The organism is Arthrobacter sp. AK01, assembly GCF_021109375.1.
Classification (GTDB): domain Bacteria; phylum Actinomycetota; class Actinomycetes; order Actinomycetales; family Micrococcaceae; genus Arthrobacter.
On sequence record NZ_JAJOHP010000006.1, the window covers coordinates 54,795 to 78,820 of the forward strand.

18 protein-coding genes are annotated in these 24,026 nt (G+C 60.4%); 13 read left to right on the top strand and 5 right to left on the bottom strand.

Annotated elements, in window-relative coordinates; genetic code table 11:
- Window positions 1–412: 412 nt before the first annotated feature.
- The 8 genes from rpmH to LN996_RS03505 all read left to right on the top strand — a co-directional run bounded on the left by rpmH (window position 413) and on the right by LN996_RS03505 (window position 6,032).
- Window positions 413–550 carry a 50S ribosomal protein L34 gene (gene rpmH, locus LN996_RS03470; protein WP_011776797.1) on the top strand — a complete coding sequence of 46 codons (138 nt, stop codon included), beginning with the start codon at window positions 413–415 and terminating at the stop codon, window positions 548–550.
- A gap of 41 nt (window positions 551–591) precedes the next feature.
- Entirely contained in the window at window positions 592–1,002 is a 411-nt protein-coding gene (gene rnpA / locus LN996_RS03475) for a ribonuclease P protein component (protein WP_231338789.1), read from the top strand.
- On the top strand, window positions 932–1,417 hold the full coding sequence (gene yidD, locus LN996_RS03480) for a membrane protein insertion efficiency factor YidD (protein ID WP_374110761.1): 486 nt from the start codon (window positions 932–934) through the stop codon (window positions 1,415–1,417). The genes rnpA and yidD overlap by 71 nt, the downstream gene beginning before the upstream one ends.
- Window positions 1,418–1,433: 16 nt before the next feature.
- On the top strand, window positions 1,434–2,405 hold the full coding sequence (gene yidC, locus LN996_RS03485; RefSeq protein WP_231338790.1) for a membrane protein insertase YidC: 972 nt from the start codon (window positions 1,434–1,436) through the stop codon (window positions 2,403–2,405).
- The gene (locus LN996_RS03490) at window positions 2,405–2,956 is read left to right on the top strand and encodes a R3H domain-containing nucleic acid-binding protein (protein ID WP_231338791.1); all 552 of its coding nucleotides are present in this window, start codon (window positions 2,405–2,407) and stop codon (window positions 2,954–2,956) included. The genes yidC and LN996_RS03490 overlap by 1 nt, the downstream gene beginning before the upstream one ends.
- A 6-nt stretch (window positions 2,957–2,962) precedes the next feature.
- On the top strand, window positions 2,963–3,613 hold the full coding sequence (gene rsmG / locus LN996_RS03495; RefSeq protein ID WP_231338792.1) for a 16S rRNA (guanine(527)-N(7))-methyltransferase RsmG: 651 nt from the start codon (window positions 2,963–2,965) through the stop codon (window positions 3,611–3,613).
- Window positions 3,614–3,700: 87 nt separating this feature from the next.
- A complete protein-coding gene (locus tag LN996_RS03500) occupies window positions 3,701–4,756 on the top strand; it encodes a ParA family protein (RefSeq protein WP_231338793.1) in 1,056 nt (351 codons plus the stop codon).
- A 67-nt stretch (window positions 4,757–4,823) separates the two neighbouring features.
- Window positions 4,824–6,032 carry a ParB/RepB/Spo0J family partition protein gene (locus LN996_RS03505; protein ID WP_231338794.1) on the top strand — a complete coding sequence of 403 codons (1,209 nt, stop codon included), beginning with the start codon at window positions 4,824–4,826 and terminating at the stop codon, window positions 6,030–6,032.
- A gap of 5,957 nt (window positions 6,033–11,989) precedes the next feature.
- On the opposite strand, the gene trxA is transcribed toward LN996_RS03505, so the two are convergent.
- From trxA to LN996_RS03530, 5 genes are all read right to left on the bottom strand, one after another.
- A complete protein-coding gene (gene trxA, locus LN996_RS03510) occupies window positions 11,990–12,316 on the bottom strand; it encodes a thioredoxin (protein ID WP_014923339.1) in 327 nt (108 codons plus the stop codon).
- 34 nt (window positions 12,317–12,350) lie between these two features.
- Window positions 12,351–13,307, bottom strand: coding sequence for a thioredoxin-disulfide reductase (gene trxB / locus LN996_RS03515; RefSeq protein WP_159700378.1), 957 nt, complete (start codon window positions 13,305–13,307; stop codon window positions 12,351–12,353).
- Between the two features lie 202 nt (window positions 13,308–13,509).
- On the bottom strand, window positions 13,510–15,210 hold the full coding sequence (locus LN996_RS03520) for an ABC transporter substrate-binding protein (protein ID WP_231338795.1): 1,701 nt from the start codon (window positions 15,208–15,210) through the stop codon (window positions 13,510–13,512).
- Window positions 15,211–15,351: 141 nt separating this feature from the next.
- Window positions 15,352–17,361, bottom strand: a complete 2,010-nt coding sequence (murJ, locus tag LN996_RS03525; RefSeq protein WP_231338796.1) for a murein biosynthesis integral membrane protein MurJ — start codon at window positions 17,359–17,361, stop codon at window positions 15,352–15,354.
- A 26-nt stretch (window positions 17,362–17,387) separates the two neighbouring features.
- Window positions 17,388–17,891 (bottom strand): NUDIX hydrolase, encoded by a 504-nt coding sequence (locus tag LN996_RS03530; RefSeq protein ID WP_026541026.1) that lies wholly within the window; start codon window positions 17,889–17,891, stop codon window positions 17,388–17,390.
- A 196-nt stretch (window positions 17,892–18,087) separates the two neighbouring features.
- Between LN996_RS03530 and LN996_RS03535 the strand changes: the two genes are divergently transcribed.
- The 5 genes from LN996_RS03535 (at window position 18,088) to LN996_RS03555 (ending at window position 24,024) form a co-directional block, all read left to right on the top strand.
- Entirely contained in the window at window positions 18,088–19,557 is a 1,470-nt protein-coding gene (locus tag LN996_RS03535; RefSeq protein ID WP_231338797.1) for a CCA tRNA nucleotidyltransferase, read from the top strand.
- The gene (locus tag LN996_RS03540; RefSeq protein ID WP_089597061.1) at window positions 19,554–20,135 is read left to right on the top strand and encodes a histidine phosphatase family protein; all 582 of its coding nucleotides are present in this window, start codon (window positions 19,554–19,556) and stop codon (window positions 20,133–20,135) included. The genes LN996_RS03535 and LN996_RS03540 overlap by 4 nt, the downstream gene beginning before the upstream one ends.
- A gap of 616 nt (window positions 20,136–20,751) precedes the next feature.
- On the top strand, window positions 20,752–20,892 hold the full coding sequence (locus LN996_RS03545; RefSeq protein WP_231338798.1) for a hypothetical protein: 141 nt from the start codon (window positions 20,752–20,754) through the stop codon (window positions 20,890–20,892).
- 177 nt (window positions 20,893–21,069) lie between these two features.
- Window positions 21,070–22,572 (top strand): glycosyltransferase family 87 protein, encoded by a 1,503-nt coding sequence (locus tag LN996_RS03550; protein ID WP_231338799.1) that lies wholly within the window; start codon window positions 21,070–21,072, stop codon window positions 22,570–22,572.
- 6 nt (window positions 22,573–22,578) lie between these two features.
- A complete protein-coding gene (locus tag LN996_RS03555) occupies window positions 22,579–24,024 on the top strand; it encodes an NAD(P)/FAD-dependent oxidoreductase (protein WP_231338800.1) in 1,446 nt (481 codons plus the stop codon).
- Window positions 24,025–24,026: the final 2 nt, after the last annotated feature.

A 24,026-nucleotide genomic window follows, 5' to 3' on the forward strand; every position in this document is an offset into this window, starting at 1 on the left:
CGGCGGCGCTGTTCTGGGCGATAATCCACAGAGTTATACACAGCGGGTGGACATTGGGCTACTGAGCCACTCTAGGGGATGGAATCGCTAGAAGATAGCTGGGAAGTTGCCTGTGGATAATTACACCGTTGTGGTTCTGGAATCAGGGCTGTGAGCCACTTCATCCACAGGCTGGGAACGATGGTTGGGCACAGCTGTGGATAGCTCCGCGGCAGGCTCCCGGTTTGACTGTGGGTGCCTTTTTGCCCTAACGTTGTGAAGTCCTTTGTGTCCGCTTTTGAGATCAGTTGTAACTCCGTACGTTCACCGTATGGAAGGCAACGGCGGCAGGCACATACAAAACTTAGCGTCGGCCAGTTCTTCCCCTTTTTTGATCGGGTGGGCGCACCTTTGATCCACTGGAGTAACTAACGTGAGCAAGCGGACTTTTCAGCCGAATAACCGCCGTCGGGCCAAGAAGCATGGCTTCCGCCTTCGTATGCGCACCCGTGCCGGCCGCGCCATCCTGGCTGCCCGTCGCGGCAAGGGCCGCGTCGAACTGTCGGCGTAAATAACTGACTTGTCGGTCAGGGTCTTTTTGCGGGTTTTACGGTGCTAGCCACCCCTAACCGTCTGCGGACGTCTACCGACTTTTCAACAACTGTACGTTCCGGCGTCCGCAATGGACGCCGGAACTTAGTGTTATATACGGCCTCTATCGGGGCCGGGGAGCCGAGTCGAATCGGCTTCATTGTCTCCAAAGCCGTCGGGAACGCCGTGACCAGGAACCTCGTTAAGAGGAGACTGAGAGAAATAGGCGGACTGTCCTTGCACACGCATGGAACGGGTCTGGCGGTCGTGGTCCGGGCATTGCCTGCAGCTGCATCTGCCAGCTGGGAGCAACTGCTCTCTGACTACAACGCCGCACTGGCAGTGACGACGAAGCGATTGGGTGGCTCAGTTCCACGCAACGCTTCGACTGAACACAACGGCACCACAACGGAAGGGACACCGCGTGCATGACCTAAGCACCGCCGTCGTTCCTTCTTCAAGCGCGCCCTCCGGACAGGTTCCCTCCAGGAATCTGTCCGCTGCGGTGGGCACCTTCCTCTGGGAGTTGCCGCGCAACATTCTCATTCTCTTGCTGAAGACGTACCGCAAGGTCATCTCGCCCCTGTACGGCCAGGTTTGCCGTTTCTTTCCCTCCTGCTCGGCGTACGCCCTGGAAGCAGTAACGGTGCATGGCGCCGTAAAGGGTAGCTGGCTCGCAGCCAAAAGGCTCGCCAAATGCCACCCTTGGAACGCCGGTGGAGTGGACCACGTCCCCGCCGGTCACCGTCACTGGCCCGAAGGCCGGACGCCCACAATTGTTGTACTGAACAATCCGGACCAGTTCCTGGCTGCTCAGGCTGATGAAGAAGGCCGCTCGGCGGCCTAACGAATAGGGATATCGTATGGACTTCTTTGAAACGATCATGTTTCCGTTCAAGTGGCTGGTGTCAATCATCATGGTTGGCTTCCACGAGGGACTGAGCTTCATTGGCCTGCCCGCCGCGAACGGCTGGACGTGGACTCTGTCCATCATCGGCCTCGTGTTGGTGATCCGTGCCGCCCTGATTCCAGTCTTCGTCAAGCAGATCAAAGCGCAGCGCGGCATGCAGCTGCTGCAGCCGGACCTGAAGAAGCTTCAGACCAAGTACAAGGGCAAGACCGATCAGCTCTCCCGCCAGGCCATGGCGCAGGAGCAGATGGCGCTGTACAAGAAGCACGGCACCAACCCGTTCTCGGCCTGTTTGCCGATGCTGATTCAGATGCCGTTCTTCTTCGCGCTGTTCCAGGTGCTGTCGGGTATCTCCAACGCCAAGAACGCGGGCAATGGCATCGGTGCCATGAGTGCCCAGCAGGTAGTTGAGTTCGACGAATCCAGCATCTTCGGCGCACCACTTTCTTCTGCGCTGTTGCACGGCGGGGCTGGAAACGTCTCGGTGGTAGTTCTCTCTATCGTGATGATCGTCGCCATGACGGCCTCGCAGTTCATCACCCAGAAGCAGATCATGGCCAAGAACATGTCCGAAGAGGCCATGGCCAGCCCGTTCATGCGCCAGCAGAAGATGATGCTCTACATCCTGCCGCTCGTGTTCGGTATCGGCGGCATCAACTTCCCGATCGGTGTCCTTATCTACTGGACCACCACCAACCTCTGGACCATGGGCCAGCAGTTCTTCGTCATCCGTCGTATGCCCACCCCGGGCTCACCTGCCGCCAAGGCACTGGAGGAGCGACGCGCTGCGAAGGGCCTGCCGCCGCTGCTGGGTGGCAAGAAGACCGCGGACGCTGCTGCTGAAGCCGAAGCTGCTGCCGCTGCAGCAGCCGAAATCCGTGCCCAGCGCGTCCAGCCACAACGTAAGAACAGGAAGAAGAAGTAATGTCTGCCGAGAGCACTGAAGAAGTTATCGCCGCTGTGACTGAAGACCAGGAAGTCTCCACGGAAGAGACGCAGTCCAAGACGGCCAGCCGTTTGGAAGAGGAAGGCGACATTGCTGCCGACTACCTCGAAGAACTTCTTGATATTGCCGATATCGATGGCGACATCGACATCGAGGTTCGCAATGGACGCACGTACATCTCCATCGGCGCCGATGAAGAGTCCGCAGCCTTGGACAGCCTCGTAGGACGCGACGGTGAGGTCCTGGAAGCACTGCAGGAGCTGGCCCGCCTGTCTGTTCTTTCTGCCACCGAAAACCGTTCGCGCCTGGTGCTGGACATCAACGGGTACCGCAAGGAGCGCGCCGGCGTCCTTCAGCAGATCGCCGAAGACGCCGTTGCCAAGGTCAAGTCCGACGGCGGAACCGTCGCCCTTGAGCCGATGAGCGCTTACGAACGCAAGATCGTGCACGATGCTGTCGCCGACCTCGGATTTGTTTCCGAGTCCGAAGGCGAAGGCGCTGGCCGCCACATCGTCGTCTCGGCTGACTAGCAGCTCATGGTTGACATCACCGCAGCTGAATTGGAAGCGGCAGAGAAGATCTTTGGGGAGCGCTTGGATCTCGCCAAGCGCTATGTGGAACACCTGGCGACGTCAGGAACTGAGCGCGGACTGATTGGCCCTCGCGAGATTCCGCGATTGTGGAGCCGGCACGTTCTTAACTGTGCAGTCATTGAATCCGCCATTGCCATGGACAGCCATGTGGCCGACGTTGGTTCCGGCGCAGGCTTGCCGGGTCTCTGCCTGGCGATTGCCCGTCCGGACCTTGAGCTGACGTTGATTGAGCCGCTGGAACGTCGAGTCATCTGGCTCCAGGAAGTCGTTGATGACCTCGGCCTGGACAACGTCACCATCATGAGGACGCGTGCTGAGCTCGCTGTCGGAATGGTTGACGCAGATGTTGTTACCGCCCGGGCAGTTTCTGCTCTGTCCAACCTGGCAGGCCTCACGATTCCGCTGTTGAACGGCCGTGGTGAAGTGGTGGCCATCAAGGGTCGCAGTGCCGCCGAGGAGATTGAGAAGGCAAAGAAGGTCATCCGCAAACTTGGCGGCGTGGAAACGTCCGTTGTGGTTTGTGGACAGGAGCTTTTGGAGGAACCCACCACCGTGGTGAGGATTATCGTCAATAAGCCCGGAAAGACAGTCTGAGACCCGCTCGGTTTCCCGCGTGTCGGCGGCTGAGCAGTTAGGCTAGAGAACGGCAGCAAGCGCCGAATGAGAGTGAGAGTGTGACCAGTGGGCAGTAGTGAAACCTCCACGCAGCGAATCCCCCCGTTTATGTCTTTGGGGTCCGCGCGGGCCATGGCCACACCCTCTGCGTCTCTTCAGTCGGCGATAGTGCGCACTGATTCGGTTGATAATGCTGCTGTTTCACGTGAAACCGTATCTGATGGAGTGCATAACGTGATGGATTCCATTGACGATTCGAGTCCCATCGCCCGCCAATTGGCCAACGAGACCCGTCGGCGCGAACGGTTGATTGGCAGGGAACTGCCCAAGCCGGACAAGACCCGCATCTTCACGGTTTCCAATCAGAAGGGTGGGGTCGGTAAGACGACTACTACGGTGAACATCGCCGCTGCCCTGGCCTCTGCTGGCCTCAACGTGCTGGTGATCGACATCGATCCCCAAGGCAATGCATCGACGGCTTTGGGCATTGAGCACCATGCCGACGTCGACAGCATCTATGACGTCCTGATCAATGACCTTCCGTTGAAGGACGTTGTGGCTCCGTGCCCAGACATTCCGAACCTGATTTGTGCACCCGCGACTATTCACCTCGCCGGCGCAGAGATTGAGCTGGTTTCCCTGGTGGCCCGCGAGCAGAGGCTTCGACGCGCCATTGACGTTTATGCCAAGGAGCGGGAGAAGAACGGCGAAGGCCGCCTGGACTTCATTTTCATTGACTGCCCACCGAGTCTGGGACTGCTGACAGTCAATGCGTTCTGTGCCGCGAGTGAAGTGCTCATTCCCATTCAGTGCGAGTACTACGCACTTGAAGGCCTGAGCCAGCTTCTCAAGAACATCGAGATGATCCAGAAGCACCTCAACGCTGACCTGGTGGTCTCCACGATTCTGCTGACGATGTACGACGGTCGGACAAACTTGGCTGCGCAGGTGGCGTCCGAGGTCCGTCAGCACTTCCCCGAGCAAGTTTTGGGAGCTGTGGTTCCGCGCTCCGTGCGCATCTCTGAAGCGCCGAGCTACCAGCAAACGGTCATGACCTACGATCCTTCGTCGAGCGGCGCGCTGTCCTACATGGAAGCCGCTGCCGAAATCGCTGAACGCTAGAATTCTTGAAACACTGCAACAGCCTGAGCAGTTCCGTGCTCGGCTATTTCATCGGAGGGATGAATCAATGAGCGAAAAGCGAAGGGGCCTCGGCAGGGGTCTTGGGGCTCTCATTCCTAGCTCGGCCGCGGCCCAGGGAAACGGCGCCGCACCATCCCGCCCAGTGGACCTGTTCTTTCCGGAAGCAAGGAAGACAGAAGAGCAGGCCGTAGAAGCTCCGATTCACGAATCAACGCCTGAGGCGGAGTCCAAGCCGGCCGCTGGCAAGGCTGCAGCGCCAAAGACCAAAACTGCGGCTGCCAAGGCCCCGGTCAAGTCCACCGCGAAGTCATCGCCAGCGAAGCCTGCTACTAAGCGAGCTGCCGCGTCCGCTGATCTGACGGTGGATGACTCGGAATCCGCTGAGGCTGCAACGACGTCGTCCACTCGCTCTGCTGCGGACGTGGAGTTGGTGGAGGTTCCCGGTGCTCGATTTGCCGAGATTCCCGTGGGCGACATTCACCCGAACCGCAAACAGCCCCGTTCGGTCTTCGATGAAGACGACATGGCCGAGCTGGTGCACTCTGTCCGGGAAATTGGAGTCCTCCAGCCAATTGTTGTACGTACTTCAACCGAAAAGGGTGGAGAACCGTATGAATTGGTTATGGGTGAGCGCCGCTGGCGTGCAGTACAGGCCGCGGGACTGGAAACCATTCCTGCAATTGTCCGCGACACCACCGACGACGACCTGCTGCGCGACGCTCTGCTGGAGAACCTGCACCGCAGCCAGCTGAACCCTTTGGAAGAGGCCGCGGCCTATCAGCAGCTCCTTGAAGACTTCGGGACCACTCACGAGCAGCTTGCGGACCGTATCGGTCGATCACGCCCCCAGGTGTCCAACACTCTCCGCCTCCTGAAGCTTCCGCCGTTGGTGCAGCGTCGGGTGGCCGCCAGTGTGTTGTCTGCCGGCCATGCACGTGCTCTCCTCGCACTTCCTGATGCAGCTGCGATGGAACGCTTGGCACAGAAGATTGTGGCTGAGGGTATGTCTGTGAGAGCTACGGAGGAGGCAGTGGCTCTGTATCAGGATCCCACTACTCCTGCCAAGAGCAGCATCCCAAAGGCCAACGCGCGCCATGAGCGCTTGGACTACTTGGCGTCATCCCTTTCGGATCGTTTGGATACTAACGTGAAGATTACCCTTGGCGCACGTAAAGGACGCGTGAGCATTGAGTTCGCCAGCGTCGAGGATCTCAACCGCATCATGGATGTACTTGGACCTGGTGCCGAAGACTAGTTCATATTGATTCAACTGAATGGGGCTTACTCTTCGAGTGAGTCCCATTTTTGTGCCATAACTCAGTAGGAATGGCCCATTTAGAGCGGGTGGCTAATCTGCCCGCGTGGCTCAAGACTGTTCCTGCCGGAAGTGTGTGCATTGGTTTTGTGAGTGGATGGTCCCGGCGCAATGTTTCACGTGAAACTGGCGATTGCAGCCAGGCCGCCATTCTGAGGGAAATCCGCGTGGTGAGACTGCGCCTAGTAGGTTTGCAGCGCAGGAATTACGGCTCCAGGTCTCCGATGGATTTGGTCAGTTTGCGCTTCGAATTGGTCGCTGAATGGCTATTGCCGAGTCCATCGTCGAAATGCTGCACCCCTGAGTGGTCAGGCGACTGTGTCGCTTGGTTGATAGGCTCGTGCCTACGCGGCTAAGAATGCGCATACGCCGAGGAGTAGGCTCGATTGTGGCGGTTTCACGCTGACTGTGAGGCAGGTGGATGGTGGGGGGGCGCATTGGAAGGAGTGCACACTCCTTTGCGTCCGGAATGAGTATTCGCTGCTGCGGAACACATTTGGTGGTGGCCGTAGCGACTCATGAGGGTGGGCAGCTCCATCGCTTGATCGGTCTCGTTGGTCTTGAACGAGCAGAAGGATCATTCTTTGGGATGTTTCACGTGAAACTGCTGTGGACAGTCTCCGGCGTGCGAGTATCTCTAAGATTGCGGTCTGTTCTGGGGCCTGCGCGGCTCTCGTACCATTAGGCAGAATGCCTGAGACTCAGAACCGTGGGCGAACAGTTGGGCGGGTGGCAGCCCGTCCGCCCAACTATGAGAGGCGGGAGACCCGCTTTCCGCAATCGTTCGGCTCGATAGCTGCCTGCCGTGAACAATGAAGTAGGCTCCATGCCTCGGTTGGATGGCGTCAAGGTACTCGGTTTCTGACCCATTGCACCAGGTAGTACCGGCAAAACTTGAATGATGGTGTCGGGCAAAGGACTCCGTAGGTTGTTTTCTTGAGCTGTGGCTGCCTAGCCGGCTGGTACGAGCTCTCTGCCTGTGTGCCTTCTATGATCACGTGCCGACGTTTCACGTGAAACGGTGCCACTCGCATATCGGTAAAGGGGTTACGAATCACTCAAGAGATGATGGGAGTCATGTTGGTTAGGGTTCGATCTTAGTCAGTGGATGAATAGGGTTTGGATCCCTGCTTCAGTCCCCAAGCCGCCTAACGCGCGGTTGCCGATATGAACCAACCTGGAACTCCGCATTAGAGTCTCGTTGCATGTCATTCACCAATTCCCCGGCTCCTTGGATGTTTCACGTGAAACAGGTGTCTCGGCAAATCCAATGATGAAACCTCAGCGGCCCTATTGTGCAGTTCCGAGATTCTCGGGCATTGGGATGTAGGGGGGGCAGCTGAGTGATGTAGGGGTGCGGGCTGTGGTGGGCGGCATTGTGCCTCACGACCATACTGGACCGCTCCCCTGTCTGTTTGGAATGAGGTCCAGTTGTGAGGAGTGCAGTCGGGGTCACTTGAGTCGTGATTGGGTCGCGAAGAGCAGTCCCCTGGCTGGATGCCCTCCAGGACCCCAGTGGCTGGAAGGCATAATTTCCATTGCCATATCAGGCCCGCTCCGGATTGTGCTGTGACAATGCCCTCCGCAACTCACTGCGATCCGTGCCGTATTCGGAATGTGATGGACATAGTACGATCAGTGCCTCTCCGTCGACTGGCAGAGGACCTTGGAAGACGTAGGCTGCGTACTTCGACGTTGGCGTGCCGGATGGGCTGAGAATGGCCCATGCGCATCTGGGAAAGTGACAGGTTGGATCATTGACTAACGCGTGGCCAGGCCCCCGGCATCTTGTTGTGTTGGAGACGGTGTCGTTCCTATCCGGCCTAGGCGGTGGAGAGTCCAACTTCGGCTAACCTCGGTGCTGAACTGAGCCACGCACGTGGAGGTCTGCAGGCAGAGGCACCAGGGCAAACGTAGTCGGTTCGGAGACTGGGCCACGTGCCGAAGTCCCCCGCGCTCACCGTCCTGGGGAGCAGCCACCGAACATTCGATAGAGGGCGCAGGCCGCTCCTCGCCGGAGAGCTATGGTGGCCGGAATTTCCGAGTGCTCCTGGCGTCGTGGACAGGTGTGTGTGCTTGGCTGCGGTGGGCTTGAGTTGTGCACGCGTGGAGACGCATCAGGCGTGGGGGCTTTGGGCATCCCCGCTGTCTTGTCTCCCTGCAGTTGGCTATGGGCGCAGGCGTCGATCCGGGCTGCTGAAGCATCACGCCGAACTGATACGTGGAACTCTGGAGCATACGGGGCCTCCCCCTCGAGGTGACAGCTGCAGTGCAGCATGGGCCGTCTCAACGTTTCAGTGCAGCGCCTTCAAAGAACACCTTCCAAAGACGCGCGCAACTGTGGGTTCGGCGCAGGCGCACTTGGGAACGGCCTCGGAATGGTCTGATGTCGTTTGTGCCGCTACAGGGTCTCACCTGTTGACCGCCCGTCACGACAGAGCAACACTCTCCCTGCGCCTAAGAAAGGAAGGTTTGCCCTTGCTAGGGGTCGCCTTGTCATCTCTCTTGATCCTCATAGTTGTTACATGTTTCACGTGAAACAGACGACCCGACTCACGCTGCAGAAGCACTGTCACGGGTGCCTCGCGACTGTGCATATCGCAGTGGATATCTCTGTGGATAACATTGGGGATAACTTTGTGTGCAAGTTTCGGTTTCACTCCCACCTTCGGAGCGCAATGCGGTTTGCCCCAGGGTTCTCGCCTGGTTGCTATCCGTCGCTAGGAGCACTGCGTATACGGCGGTCCCGGGTGGCTGACGCGGCGGGCTTTTTTGACTGTGTTTAACGCCATATTCCTTTGATTTTGGCGTACTTTCACTTGAGTCCGACGAGCTCGCAGAGCCGTGCAATGCGGCAGCTTGAAAGCGGTGAATTCGGTAGGGTCTTCATTGACCCACCACGGACGACGTAGGGCTCTGTGAATAATGTCATGGGCCGTGGATAAGCCTGTGGATAAGAGTGTGCACAACTTCAATGTCGGGTTAGGTGCATCAGTGGACAAGTGTCTGCGTTGACACGTGCATTCGTCGTCACGTCCGCGATTTAGCTCGCTCCGACGGTCTGACCCAGCCTCCCGAATAGTGGTTCATTGTAGGGGGTTGCTCGCGTTCATGTTGCCGTGTTGGAATAGCCGCCACTTCTTTGCGGACCAACAGCGGTTCTAGTTGCCATCTGAACGCCACTTCGCAGATCGGTAAGAATAGCCAGCTTCTTCGAGGATGCACATTCATCCGATGTCTAGAGCAGATGTCTGCTGCGGTCAGCTACTCGGTGGTTTCCCGTGGCGGCGTCCCCGTACCCTATCCTGAAGCATCAGGATAGGGTCGAGCGCTGAGTCCTGGAGGTCAGTTGGTCGCAAGTGCTGGCAACGTCAGCGTTCGACCTCCAGCACAATCTGCGGTGCGCTCCGCAGTTCCGCCGCAGGGTGGTCATTGCTCACCTCCCCCGGGTCTTGGTTGGCGTTTTGAATGGCCAGACTTGGTCCAGTCGTGAACTGCCGGCTACGAGTGTGGACGCCGAAGCATCCATGGAGGAGCGTGGCCACGTCGTCCGTAGCCGTCAGTGTCTAATCCAGTTTGCTGCACCCGTCTATGGCACAGCGCTACGCCATGTGCTGGATACGAGTGCTGCGACGTTTCACGTGAAACAAGGCGTGCTCGGGTGGCCACAGTTTCACGTGAAACATCGCAGGATCGATTGACCACTGTGTGAGTCTCCGGTGATGGAGGGGCCAGTGTGTGAGTGCACTTTCGAGCACGCCTGGTGCGTTTCTGGAGCTTTCATTCTGCCGGTCGGGTGAATCCTCTAGCAGGCTTCCTCCGGGCAGTGGCGACGGCTCTATAGGTGAGCTCGCTGGGTTCCTGCCGGCCCTTCTGTGTGCTGCGCCCCATTCCTGCGCGAGACGCGTTAGGGGGCTCAATCGTCACGTCTGGGGCACTTGGACCTTTGCAGGTGGCGTGCTCCCGTCATCGGTTGGTGGACTGGAACGCGGCTCAAGCGATAGGCCTTGAGTAGGTCAGCAGCACTTGGCAGGACGAGGCACTGCGGGGGGGCATAATATTGGGAACCGCCGGACCCTGCAGCACCAGAACCGTATGCGCTGGTAGGTGTTCCGTTGAGGAGAGGACGACCTTCTTACCCAGGGCCTTACCCAGGCACGGTTGTGGCATCCGTGGCCCTTGGGAGACCGTGCGGGGGGCCACAGCTGCGGAATGTTCGGGTGTGTTTCACGTGAAACACCGCAAGACCGCACCGAAGACTCTGATCTGAGCGTGGTTGCGAGCTGCAGAGTTGGCGGGACGACTAATCATCAGGATGCGGAAGGCGGTCACTCAAGTGGTGCGGTGACACAGGATTTGGACTGTTTCTGTTCGTGGGCAGCCCGGAGGCAGCAGAGCGAAGGCGATACGTCACGCTTCTTTGCTGGAGCGCTCATGCCCAACAAGTGATCCTTTCGGTGTCGTGGCTTCTATACCTGTTGAGAGGCGTCAATCACGACGATTTGATTGTCGCTCTGATCTATCCAAGCCCGCGATGGACCCATAGTCGTTGCTGGCGCACCTGGAGTCTGTCGGTGGATAATTCCCAAAACTATTATTGGGTTCGTTTGCTCAGCTACCTGCCATCCAGCGGTAGGGACTCGGTTGCTTGAATTCCAATCAGAGCGCACCAACGCTGAGTTCCTGACCTTCTTTGGTGTGGATGCATGCCAGGGCTCTCAGGAGGCTCTGAGAGCGCCTTCAGCCGGTCGGATTCCACCGATACCTGCAATGGGACCGTTCAAACACCAGGCATCCACGAGGGGCTGAGTGGTCGACTGCTGTGACTACTTCCATGGCGTTACGAAGTACTCTGGCGGGCCGTAGACTGACTCTTCCCCTTTGCACCCCTGCGCCGGTGATGAGTGCAGGCACTCCCCAACTGGGGTACACCGACCTCCCAAGCCCTGGGTTCGAAGTCAGGCCGAGTGTTTCACGTGAAACAGCCACACATTCGACGCATTTCTCCCCTACAGGAAGGCCTCCATGCGGCGCCGGCTTCACCTGAGCACGTGGGATTTGACCAAATGTGGGACCTAGCACTTGTCTACAGTTGCGGAACCAGGAACATTTCCTGGCAACGAAAAAGCGGACAGTTTCCCCCACTTGGTCTTGTCTAGGCAAGATCCACTGAATGGGGCGTATCCGAACTTCAGTTCGAGTTCGGATTCATTGCAACCCTTTCCAGACGAGACAAGGATGCAATTCCTTCGACCGCAGTTCTTTGCTCGGCGCGGGCTACCGGTGCTGGGAGAACACACGGAACCATAACTCAGCCGTCTACGCTTGCATTGCTCGGACTGCTATGGCTAGAACCGAGCGCTTCTGAGTACCCCTTACTCTCAATGCTTCTGACGTTCAGGGAACTGAAGGTGGTCCGTTGGAACCGGCGCAAACGTAGAGAAGACCTTACCCGCCGGTGCAGCCTCCGCCATCCATTTCCCATGGGTGACGATTATCCTAGCGAGCGGCCAGCTCCCCAGCGAATCAACCTGAAGGATTCCTGGCTTTTGAGAGGGAGGCCGGACTCAGCTCATGGCATCTCTGTTCGGGGGTCGGTATGTCAGAGACGGTTGGGGGCGTCGACATGAGGGCTCCCTGGAATCAGCACCCGGTCCTCGGTCGCACTGGAGGTAGGTGAGAGTGGGTTTGGCCGGTCGGCGCGAATTTCGGCCTACCCCAGGTAGGGAGAAGTGAAATGCACGAAGCGGTCGCGAACGAAGCCCACTACGGCAACCAGCCACGGGAAAGAGACCGAATTTGGTTCATTTCCTTGAAAAACGACAAAAGCCGGCGGTTCCCACCCCCTCAGGAGCGGCAACCGCCGGCTTTCGACGAATCAGGATACGGAAGTGAACCTAGGACAGAACGTCCGCAAATTCCTTCTCGAAGAACTGCTTCGGCTTGGCGCCAATGACAGTGCTCTTAACTTCTCCGCCGCTGAACAGGTACACGGCCGGGATGGACGTGATGCCGTACTCGGCCGCGATTGCGGGGTTGTCGTCGACATTGAGTTTTACAACGTCAACCTTCTCGCTGTACTCAACGGAGATTTCGTCGAGGATCGGGCCAAGCTTGCGGCAGGGGCCGCACCACTCTGCCCAGAAGTCTACGATGACCGGCTTCTCGGAAGCCAGGACATCCGTGCTGAAGCTTGCGTCAGTTACGTCTTTTGCGTTGCTCATAACTTTTCCCTTCGTATGGTTGCTTGGATGCAGCTTAGGAGTTCAGGTCTGCAAGGTAGTGCTCAACATCGAGTGCGGCCACACAACCGGAGCCCGAAGCCGTGATGGCCTGGCGGTAGGTGGGATCGATGACGTCGCCTGCAGCGAAGACACCCTTAATGTTGGTACGGGAGCTACGGCCCTCGACGGCGATGGTTCCCTCGGGCGTCAGGTCAATCTTGCCCTTGATGAGGTCCGTGCGGGGATCGTTGCCGATAGCGACAAAGACGCCAGTGACCGCGAGTTCGGACTCGGTGCCATCCACCAGGTTCTTCAGCTTCAGGCCAGTGACTTTGTCTCCGCCAAGAACGTCCTCGACGGCCGTGTTCCAGACGAAATTGATTTTCTCGTGTGCCTGCGCGCGGTCGCCCATGATCTTGGAAGCCTTGAGCGTATCGCGGCGGTGGACAACAGTGACAGACTTTGCGAACTTGGTGAGGAACAGTGCTTCCTCCATTGCGGAGTCGCCACCGCCAATGACGGCGATGTCCTGGTCCTTGAAGAAGAAACCGTCGCAGGTTGCACACCAGCTAACACCGTGGCCGGAGAGGCGCTTTTCGTTCGCCAAGCCGAGCTCGCGGTAGGCAGAGCCAGTGGACAGGATGATGGCCTTCGCTTGGAAGGTCTCCCCCGTTCCGATGGTCACGGTCTTGATGTCGCCGTCGAGATCGAGTTCGGTGACGTCCTCGAACTGGATTTCGGTGCCGAATCGCGCGGCCTGCTTTTCGAAGTTCTCCATGAGGTCCGGACCCATGATGCCCTCGGGGAAGCCCGGGTAGTTCTCTACGTCCGTGGTGTTCATCAGTTCGCCACCAGCGGTGACCGAACCGGCAATGAGCAGAGGCTTCATGTTGGCACGGGCGGTATAAACAGCGGCGGTGTAGCCGGCTGGGCCTGAACCTACGATGATGACGTCACGCACCTGCGATGCGCTGTTTTCTGCAATGCTCACGTGGCGTGAACCTCTTCCTTAGTCGATGCTGCGGCTTTCGGGGCAGCCACCTGACTCAACCCCGGTTACGCCCCAAATATTCCGTTGGAGTTGGGGACCCTAAAAGCCACCATCATTCAGGGTACCGTCTGGAGACACGGCAAATCGAAGTGGGGACTCCCGTGACCGGGAGCCCCCACTGGGCGAAAGAATGAGAATCGAACTACTGAACAGTTACCTCAGCCAGGCGCAGGCCGAAGCCGAAACGGGTCTTCGGTGCGGCCAGCTTGGGGAGCGTTTTGATATCCACGATGACGTACTGCGTCTGCGTCGGCGCAGCCAGGGGCATGGTCAGCTCCGGAGAAGTGAAGCTGTTGGTGCCTACCAGCTTGGCGCCGTCCATGGCCGGACGGTCGTTGGTGTAAACATTTATGCTGCCGCCGGATCCACCCAATTGGTTCAACACAATGGACTTGACCTCAGTTTTTTCCTTGAGCTCAATGACCAGCGGCATGTTGGTGACGAGTCCACCCCAGTCGGCTGTAGCAAACTCCATGTCTGACCAGTAGCTTGCCGCGTTGCCGTCAAAAGCCCTGGTGAGGTCCTTGTCGTACTCTGCAGCGAAGGGGAAATCACCAAGACGCGTAATTCCAGCGATGGCAGGCGGCACGGCAGGAGGCGCAGTCTCCGAAGGCGTGGGTTCCTCTGATTGGGTGCTGTTGGTCTGAGGCGCAGTCGTGTTCTGCGTGGCTGCGGGCGTACCGCTGGGAAAGAGGCTGCCCAGGTTGGTGACTGCGAGGACGAGTCCCACGATCAGCACGGCAGCCAGCAAGCCGCCGACGAGCCAGCGCAGCGAACGGGGCTCCTTCTCCGGAGCGTCGTCCTCGTAAACTTCCTCGTCGTCGTAATCGTCCTGGACAGCGGCCGACGCCGGGAAACTGGTGGGGGCACGGTCGTAACCGGCGTCTGAGGTACCTCGCGCAGCGGCTGCAGTGCCTCCAGCAGCAGCCGCGGCACCTCCCCCGGCAAAGCCGTAGTCCTCTTCGGACCACAGCGAAACCTTGGGCTCAGCCGGTTCACGTGCCGCTGTCGGCTGCGCATTGACGGCCTGGGTCGGGGGCTGGGCCGGTGCGGGTGGAGCCGACGGAGCCGGCTGGGACGTCACGGCCTGGGTGGGCGGCTGGGCCTGGACACCGGCTGTAGCCGCGCCGGCACCGGAGGCAGCGGCACCGGAGGCAGCGGCTCCGGGGGCAGCGGCACCAGGGCCGGCAGCTGCACCGGCGTCGTGATTCTTGGAAGCCGAGTTCTTCAGCGCGGCGAGTCCGGCTGCTCCGGCACCCGCAGCAGCAGCCAGCTTTCCGGCGATGCCGCTCTTGGACGACGACGGGCTGGAAGAAGGCATGGGAGGCACATTGCCGGCCTGGGATCCGGTGGCGTCCTGCTGGGTGTCGTCATCGGATGGGATCGGGTAGCCGTTTTCGTCGTACTGGATGTACTCGGCGTCGTGCTCATCGTCCTCGTACAGGCCGTCGTACGTTTCGGGCTCGTAGGTGCGTGCCTGGCCGAAGATCTCGCTGCCGAGCGTCTCAGTGAAGAAGGGCTCGATGTAGGGCGGGTTGGTGGCAACCACCAGATCCAGCAAGTCAGGCGCGGTGCTGTGGTTGGTGATGAGGTAGGTGGTGTTGTCGCTGACGCCGAGGTCCAGGATCTGAACGTGGCCCGGCCGCTCCCCTGTGGCCACTTCACGGGCGCTCTGAGCTACCTGTTCCGCGTTTCCGGGACCGGCGACAAGGATGCTCACGGGACGGTTGAGGACCTGGTCCACGCCGTCGAGCACCTGATCTTGGTCATGCGAGGTCAACACATTGGCCGTGACCTTGTAGCGGCCGCCAAGTACTGATCCGACGTCGATCGGGTGGGACACGTGTTCCTCCTAGGCTGTCCGGGAGCTGCGGGTCCTGCACGCGGCCGGCCCGGCGAGCCGGTTCAACCGCTTTTGCAACTACCTGTATTCGTTTTCTAGCCTAGCCGATTGATGCCCTGCGCCCACGTTGACGGCACCGGCTCACTTCCGGTGGTTTCCGCGCGTTGGGAAGTAGGGATTGCGTCCGGCGTCGCCTTGATAGGTACGCCGACCCGGCAACGGGACCTGAGGCCTGAACCTGCCGCCCCGGGCCGTGCTGGGCGCGTCCTCTTCCGGCAGATAGGTTTTCGGCGCATCCGGAGCCTCCGTACTGGACAACGGAGCAACGCGTTCCACAGCAGGGCCGGCCCGGTAGGACGCCGCGTCGAACTCGCCCGAGATACGGGGAATCAAACCTGTATCGTCTGAAACCGTGGCGCGGGCCGCCGTCGTGGGTTCTGCAACGGCGCCCGTCACCGGTGCGGGAGCGCGTCCCAAGCGCCCCATCAGCGGGCGCAGGAGGTCGCGAAGTTCGGTGACGTGGAAGACGCGCAGCAGGACCAGGTAGGCGACCAACATGACGGGCCCGACGACGACCACGGTCACCAGAGCGGCCGGGCGGCTGCTCCAGGCGAAACCGTCGGCACGGTAGCTGCCGAGGAGCCACAGCGCAGCCGCACCGGCCAACGCGGAGCCCAAGCCGGCGTAGCCCATGCGGATGTACGAATTGGCGATACGAGGGCCGTCCAGGTGGCCCAGCATGCGGCGAAGGAACACCACGCTGATCACCACGGAAAGAATGTTGCCCAGGGTGTAGAGGATCGCGATCGCGTAAATGATCTGCCCAACGGGCAGGAACTGGATGAAGAACGCGCCCACCACGTAGATGACCGCCAGCCACAACTGGACGTACAAGGGCGTGCGGGCGTCCTCGTTGGCATAGAACACGCGGGACATCATGAAGTTGGCGCTCAGGAACGGTGTACTGAGGGCAAGGATGGTGAGCGTCTGGGCCAGCATGACGCCATCCTGCTTTTCGCCACCCGAGAAGAACATGCCCAGCGGACCCGCCAGGGCGAACAATGCCAAGGCACCGAAAACCGTGGCAACGGCCATGGTGCGAAGGCCATGGGACAGGGCATCGCGCAGCTCGCCCTTGTTGCCATCCTGGGACGCGCGTGTCATGCGGTTAAAGAGGACAGTCGCCAGGGACAACGCGATGATCGAGTGCGGCAGAAGGTACAGCTGGCTTGCGACCTCGAGGACGGCGTTGCCGGGCAACACAGCCGCGGCAACAGTATTCCCTGCATTGCTCAGGCGGAGGCGCTCAGCACCGGGAATGGTGGCGATCCTCATGACGTAAAGGAACGCCAACTGTCCGACGGCGGCAGTCGCCAAGGTCCAGACGCTCAGCTTGGCAGCCTGGCCAAGTCCAACCCCGCGCCACCCGAAGCGGGGACGAAGGCCAAGGCGAAGCCGGAAGACGGGGACGAGCAGGATGGCCGTCTGGGCGATCACGCCGAAGGTCGAGAACCCGGCAATCAGGAATGTCTGGGTTGGCCCCCAGTTGTCCACGGTGTGTGGGTTGGTGATGTTGGCGCCCAGGATCCAGATGAACATGCCCAGGCCGGCGATGGCCACAAGGTTGTTCAGGATAGGCGCCCACATAGCCGGGCCGAAGGCGCCGTGGGCGTTCAGCACCTGGGTGAGCATGGCGTAGAGGCCGTAGAAGAAGATCTGCGGGAGGCACCAGAACGCGAACGTGACGGCCAAGGCCTTTTGTTGCTCGGAGTAACCCTGGGTGGTGAGGTCAATGACCAGAGGCGCCGCGAGCGTCACCAGGGCTGTCAACGCCAGCAGGACCAGCACGGCCAGGGTCAGCAGGCGGCTGATGTAGTCCGCACCGCGGTCCGGGGCCTTGCTTGCCTTGATGATCTGCGGGACAAGCACAGCGTTGAACACGCCACCGGCCACCAGCAGGAAGATCAGGTTGGGCAGGTTGTTGGCGTTGATGAAGGTGTCATTGACCGTGGAACCCAGGCCAAGGGCGGCGCCGAGCATCCACGTTTTTGCGAAGCCAAGGAACCGGGAAACGAGCGTTCCTGCGGCCATGATGGCGCTGGAACGTGCTTCTCCGGATTGAACGGACTGGGTGGTTTTGGCTTCAGACATCGCCTTTATCGTCCCACGTACCCGGGTCAGAGGTGTTCTGGCAGCACTTCCCGTGCCAGGTCGGCGATGCGGCGTTCGTTCGGGAAGGACAGTTTGCGGGCCAGTTCTTGGATGGGAACCCACGCGGCGTCCACGGCTTCCTGATCGGGATCGTTCTCGATGGTCAGCTCGCCGCCCGTCGCCTGGAGCAGGAAATGGTGCACGGTTTTATGGACGCGATGGCCGCTCACCGTGAACCAGTAATCGATGCTGCCCAAGGGTGCCAGAATGCTGCCTTCGATGCCGGTTTCCTCGGCGATCTCGCGAACAGCAGCTTCCTCATTGTTCTCCCGACCCTCTGGGTGGCCCTTCGGCAGGCACCACTCAAGCCGGCCACCCCTATTAAGGCGCGCGATGATCGCAACCCGGAGTTCGCCGTCGGACGTGTCTACTACAACGCCGCCCGCCGACACTTCCTCCACCGTGGGAAGCGAGGCCTGGACCGGATGCTGCTGGGCAGGCGCGACGTGCGCACCGATTGCCGACGGCAACGGTGCGTTTGTCCTCCTGCCAGGAGCGCTCGGGATCGGGTTGGCCATGTGGTCCACTCTAACGACTCTTGCCCCGGAGTGATGACCGGGACATGGCCACAAGATGGACTGCGGGAGACGCTCCGCGGACACATGCCTGATTTCGCATGGAACAGTGGCCCACTGCTGCGCAAAAATCTGCCAAGCTTAAGGAACTATGGCGCACGTATTGGACAGCTCTTCTGTTAACTTCACCATCGATCCGGTGGTGCTCGACCTCGGGCAGCGCTTTGTCGATGCCGGCTATGAGCTGTCCCTGGTCGGTGGGCCCGTGCGCGACCTCTTCTTGGGGAGGACATCCCCGGACCTCGACTTCACTACCGACGCCACGCCGGACCAGACCATTGCCGTCATCAAGAAGTGGGCGGACAACTTCTGGGAAATCGGCCGCGCGTTCGGCACGATCGGCATGAAAAAGAGTGGTTTCCAGATCGAGATCACCACCTACCGCGCGGAGGCCTACGACCCCGATTCACGCAAGCCGGTAGTGGCGTTCGGCAACTCGCTGACCGAAGACCTCCTCCGCCGCGACTTCACCATCAACGCCATGGCGCTGCGGCTGCCCAGCCTGGAGCTCGTGGACCCCTTCGGCGGCGTCCGCGACCTTCACGCCTCCGAGCTCGCCACGCCGGGCGCCCCGGAGGCCTCCTTCTCGGACGACCCCCTGCGCATGATGCGCGCGGCGCGTTTCGCTTCCCAGCTCGGCGTGTCGGTTCATGACGACGTCCGGCTCGCCATGTCCCAAATGGCGGACCGCATCAAGATCATTTCCGCGGAGCGCGTCCGGGAAGAACTGGTCAAGCTCATCAACGGAGCCCACCCCCGCGTAGGCATAGACCTCCTGGTGGACACGGGGCTCGCTGAGTTCGTGCTCCCGGAGGTTTCAGCCTTGCGCCTGGAAGCCGACGAGCACCACCGCCACAAGGACGTGTATCAGCACTCGCTGCAGGTTCTGGAGCAGGCCGCCGCGCTGGAAACAGGTCCTGACGGTCCGGTGCCAGGCCCCGACTTTGTGCTGCGGTTCGCGGCCTTGATGCACGACGTCGGCAAGCCGGCTACGCGCCGTTTCGAACCGGGCGGTGCGGTCAGCTTCCGCCACCACGATGTTGTGGGCTCCAAGCTGACGGCCAAACGGATGAAGGCGCTGCGTTTCGACAATGAGTCGATCAAAGCCGTATCGCGCCTCGTCGAACTGCATATGCGCTTCTACGGCTACGGCGATGCCGGCTGGAGCGATTCGGCGGTCCGCCGCTACGTGACCGACGCCGGTCCCCTGCTCGAACGCCTGCACCGCCTCACCCGATCCGACGTCACCACGCGTAACCAGCGCAAGGCCGACCGCCTGTCGTTCGCCTACGATGACCTTGAACGACGCATCTCGGCGCTCTTGGAACAGGAATCGCTGGCGGCCGTCCGGCCGGACCTCGATGGAGCGCAGATCATGGCACTCCTGGGACTCAAGCCCGGCCCCGTAGTGGGCAAGGCCTATAAGTTCCTTCTTGAGGAACGCATGGAACACGGACCACTGTCCCCGGAGGAAGCCGAGCAGAAGCTCTTGGCCTGGTGGCAAGCGCAACCCGAGTCCGCCGTCGTCGAGCCTTTGACCGAAACTGAGGAGCCATCATGAACGCTGCGACTTCCCCGCGTCCGCAACTCTGGATCCTTCGCCATGGCGAGACGGAGTGGTCCAAGAGCGGCCAGTACACCGGCCTGACGGATCTCCCCCTCACTGTTGAGGGAGAGCAGCAGGCCGTCGAGGCGCGCAAGGTCCTGGAAGGCATCGACTTCGACCTCGTCCTGACCTCGCCGCTGCGCCGCGCCCGCCGCACGGCGGAACTTGCAGGCTACCCGGAGGCAGTCCATGAGCCGCTGGCTGTTGAGTGGAACTACGGCGACTACGAGGGCATCAGCTCCGACCTCATTCGCAAGGACAACCCGGACTACCTCATCTGGACCGACGGCGTGCCCAACGGCGAAACACTGGACGAAGTTGCTGCCCGGGCCGACAAGATCATCGGACGCGTCCTGGAATCCGGAATGGACAATGTCCTTGTGGTTGCGCACGGTCATTTCTCCCGGATCCTTACCGCCCGCTGGCTGGAAATGGACGCCCGCGAAGGCCGTCATTTCATTCTTGGGACAGCCAAGGTCTGCACGCTTGGTTGGGATAAGCGCACGCCGGCAATTGTGCGCTGGGGCCTCTAAGGAAAGAATTTAGAAAAACTTTTGGCAAATTAGCCAATTGCGCTGGTCAAACTCCGTCTTGATGGGGTAGCTTATATCTTGTTCCCAGAGCGACTCGCCGGGAACCAGGCGCGCATTCTCCGGTTCAGTCAGCCGGGACAATGCCACAGCAGGCTGTAATGGCCGGGAAAAGGAGGTTGGGAAAATGATTACTTTGACTAGCGGACGGAAGTTGACCGTCACTGCTACCCCGGCCTCTGCTGATGATCGACGCCACTTTTGCTCTCTGACCCACTCCTGAACCATCCGGACCGGCCCTGACGCCGGCGGATTTTCATGGTCGGCCACACTCCGTGGTTGGCCTTCTGAGTAGTCAGTTGTAGGCGCGGACTCCACGCAGCATGCCGCGGGTGCGCAGTTTCCCCCAAAGTTCGGAACCAGCTTCTTGTTGGGTCGACTGCCGGAAGCACGCGCAATTATGCACGACGGTTCGGGGTTTCCCGATTCGGTCCGCTTTATCCCCCTTATTAGCCTCGGCTTTTTGTGCCCTTTTCAGGCCTTGATTTCTCATGAATTCAATTGGCTCTATTTGTTGTGCCTAAATTCCGGAGCATATTCTCCCGAAAGGAGGTGAACCATGTTAAAGCGCCCCGAAGAAATGCGCTTCTTCAAGAGCAGCGATGCTCCCAAGGACCGCACGCTGTTCAACGGCCAACTCCTCGACCAACGTCGTGAAGATGTCTACGTTGTCCTGCACCAAATGGGACTCATCCGTTGATGTCCTGAGCGACCCCGAAGGGAGTTCAGATGCAACACATTCATGCTGACCCTCAGGGAGCCCACGCGGCTGCGCGTGGGCTCCCCCCTTTTAACAGTGCTTCTTACCGGCCTGGATGTGGGTGCCGCACTGCTGCGTGTGCTGCTGTACTTCAAGGCATGACTGTAAGCTCGATCCATGCAGGAGACGAAGCCGCACCGGCAGCAAAAACGTGCCCGCTTTGTGGTTCCCAGCCGCAGCGACTCCCTGCTTCGGAACTTTACGGAGCTCATCGGCGGCCCTTTGGGGAAGCACTCGGCACCGGGAATGGCCTCCTCCGGCCCCTTCACCGTTGAACGGGTCCTCATTATCCTCACCGTGATTGCCGCGGTCCTTGCCGTGCTCGCCAAGGACTATTGCCGCGTCAACGGTTGGCAGACTCCCGGCCAGTTCTACGCCACCTGCTACTCCGATTTCCCCGAGCTCTTCAAGAACCGCGGCTTGGGCGATGGCGTGTTCCCCTTCTTCACCCAAGGCAGCCTGTTCGAATACCCCGTCCTGATGGGGATCATCGCGGGCATCACCGCTTTGTTGGTTCCCGGCCAAGGCGTGGGCAATGAACGGATTCTGGGTTACTTCGACATCAACGCCACACTGATCGTGGCGGTCTGGATCGTCACGGTCCTTTTGACGGCACGTATCAACAAGCGTCGCCCTTGGGACGCGGCCATGGTGGCAGTCGCACCAGGGATCATCCTGGCCGGATTCATCAACTGGGACATGTGGGCCGTTGGGTTGCTTGCCTTGGGGATGTACTTCTTCTCGCGGGACAAGCTGATCCTTGCCGGCGTGTGCATCGGTCTGGGGACGGCGACCAAGCTGTACCCCGTGCTGATACTCGGTGCTGTGCTGGTTCTGGCCCTCCGCAGCGGCAAGCTGCGGACATTCTTCATCACCGCCGGGTCAGCCCTGGCTTCGTGGCTGGCAGTGAACCTGCCCATCGCAGCGATGAATCCCCCTGGCTGGCGCTATTTTTTCGAATTCACACAGGAACGTCCCGCGGGTTACAGCTCGCCATGGTTTGCCTACAACCTTGTGGCTGACCGGCTTCAGTGGACGCAAATGAATGCTGCAACCATCAACTCGCTGGCCCTGTACCTGTTCATCCTGGCCTGTGCCCTCATTGGTGCCCTGGCGTTATGTGCCCCCCGGCGGCCCCGGATCGCCCAGCTGGTTTTCCTGATTGTGGCCGCGTTCATCCTCACCAACAAGGTGTACTCACCACAGTTTGTTATTTGGCTCATCCCGCTGCTGGCTCTTGCCCGGCCCAAGTGGCGTGACTTCCTCATCTGGCAGGCCGCCGAGGGTCTGCACTGGGCCGCCATCTGGATGTACCTGGGCCAAGCGACCAGTGGCGGCTCCGTCCAGCACAACATAGATATGTCCTACTACGTCCTGGCCGTTGGCCTGCACATGATGGCGACCGCTTATCTGATGGCACGAGTGGTCATGGACATATGGGATCCTGCCCAGGACCCGCTGCGCATCCATGACGAGGACGATCCCCATGGCGGGCCTTTCAACGGAGCCAGGGACTGGCTGAGAATCGACCTCTTCCGTCCCTCGCGGTCCGTCTTTCCATGGCAGCCCGGAACTGCTGTGAATACTGATGACTCCAAGCAGCCCAGCGAGCGGAGGTAGGCAGCGATGGCTGATGTCGCCGTCGTCGGGGCTGGTCCCAACGGCCTGGCCGCCGCAGTAGTGATGGCCCGCGCAGGCCTGGACGTGCATCTTTATGAGGCCGCTGACATGATCGGCGGAGGTTCGCGCACCAGCGAGTTGATCGAACCGGGCTACCTGTACGACGTTTGTTCCGCAGTTCATCCCATGGCCCTGGCATCACCGTTCTTCCGTGCCTTCGAGCTATCCCGCCGCATAGATCTCCGGCTTCCCGAAGTCCAGCACGGTACTCCCCTGGACTCGGGCGGGGCGGCGTTGGCGTATCAGTCGCTGGAGCGGACAGTCCTCGGGTTAGGTGTGGACGGTCCGGCTTACGGACGGCTGCTGGAGCCCCTCCTGGCCCGGGTGAATGGCGTGGTGGACTTTACCTCCAACCAGCTGCTGAGGGTCCCGAAAGACCCTTTGGCGGCCATGATGTTCGGGCTTGCCACCCTGGACCAAGGCACACCTCTGTGGGGGCGCCGCTTCCGGGAAGATGCCGCTCCTGCGTTGCTGACGGGCGTCATGTCGCATGCCCTTGGTTCGCAGCCAGCGCTGAGCTCAACCGGGGCTGGGCTTCTGCTCAGCGTCCTGGCCCATGCAGGCGGCTGGGCAATACCCGTTGGTGGTTCGATCTCCATTGCAGCGGCCATGGCAGATGACCTGACAGCCCACGGCGGAACCATCCACGTTGGAGAACGCGTCGATTCACTGGACCAGGTCCGGCCATCGAAAGCCATTTTGTTGGATGTCGCTCCGCCTACGCTTGCCAGGCTGGGCAGAACAGAAGTACCCGACCGGTACCGGCGCGCACTGGAAACATTCCGCTTTGGGAATGCAGCGTGCAAAGTGGACTTCATCCTGTCGGGTCCGGTTCCTTGGCTGGACCCTGGCCTGGCGGTGGCAGGAACGGTCCATGTGGGCGGGTCGCGGCTTGCCATGGCCGAATCCGAGAACCTCGTGGCCATGGGTAAGCACCCCTCCGAGCCCTACGTCCTGGTGTCCCAGCCATCCGTGGTGGACCCGACCCGGGCGCCGGAGGGACGCCACGTCCTGTGGTCCTACTGCCATGTACCTGCCAATTCCACGGTGGACATGGCGGAAGCCGTCACCGCCCGCATCGAGCGGTACGCGCCGGGCTTCCGGGATGTTGTGGTTGCGTCGCAGACCACGACGGCGGCAGAACTGTCTGCGTACAACGAAAACTACGTTGGGGGCGACTTCAGCGCCGGGATCCTGGACCTGCGTGGGTTGGTGCAACGGCCAGTGGTTTCCAACGTGCCGTGGAGGACTCCGATGCCGGGCGTGTATCTCTGTTCGTCGTCAACACCGCCCGGGCCGGGTGTGACAGGGATGCCCGGGTACCACGCGGCAAAACATGCCCTTAAGGACATATTCAAGATGCGGGTACCCGGGCTGGGCCTGGGGCTTTAGCT

Bases quoted from the DNA above. Each gene is read 5' to 3' on its own strand.
- yidC (WP_231338790.1), top strand. From the start codon at position 1,434: ATGGACTTCTTTGAAACGATCATGTTTCCGTTCAAGTGGCTGGTGTCA.
- LN996_RS03490 (WP_231338791.1), top strand. From the start codon at position 2,405: ATGTCTGCCGAGAGCACTGAAGAAGTTATCGCCGCTGTGACTGAAGAC.
- rsmG (WP_231338792.1), top strand. From the start codon at position 2,963: ATGGTTGACATCACCGCAGCTGAATTGGAAGCGGCAGAGAAGATCTTT.
- LN996_RS03505 (WP_231338794.1), top strand. From the start codon at position 4,824: ATGAGCGAAAAGCGAAGGGGCCTCGGCAGGGGTCTTGGGGCTCTCATT.
- trxA (WP_014923339.1), bottom strand. From the start codon at position 12,316: ATGAGCAACGCAAAAGACGTAACTGACGCAAGCTTCAGCACGGATGTC.
- murJ (WP_231338796.1), bottom strand. From the start codon at position 17,361: ATGTCTGAAGCCAAAACCACCCAGTCCGTTCAATCCGGAGAAGCACGT.
- LN996_RS03535 (WP_231338797.1), top strand. From the start codon at position 18,088: ATGGCGCACGTATTGGACAGCTCTTCTGTTAACTTCACCATCGATCCG.
- LN996_RS03540 (WP_089597061.1), top strand. From the start codon at position 19,554: ATGAACGCTGCGACTTCCCCGCGTCCGCAACTCTGGATCCTTCGCCAT.
- LN996_RS03545 (WP_231338798.1), top strand. From the start codon at position 20,752: ATGTTAAAGCGCCCCGAAGAAATGCGCTTCTTCAAGAGCAGCGATGCT.
- LN996_RS03550 (WP_231338799.1), top strand. From the start codon at position 21,070: ATGCAGGAGACGAAGCCGCACCGGCAGCAAAAACGTGCCCGCTTTGTG.
- LN996_RS03555 (WP_231338800.1), top strand. From the start codon at position 22,579: ATGGCTGATGTCGCCGTCGTCGGGGCTGGTCCCAACGGCCTGGCCGCC.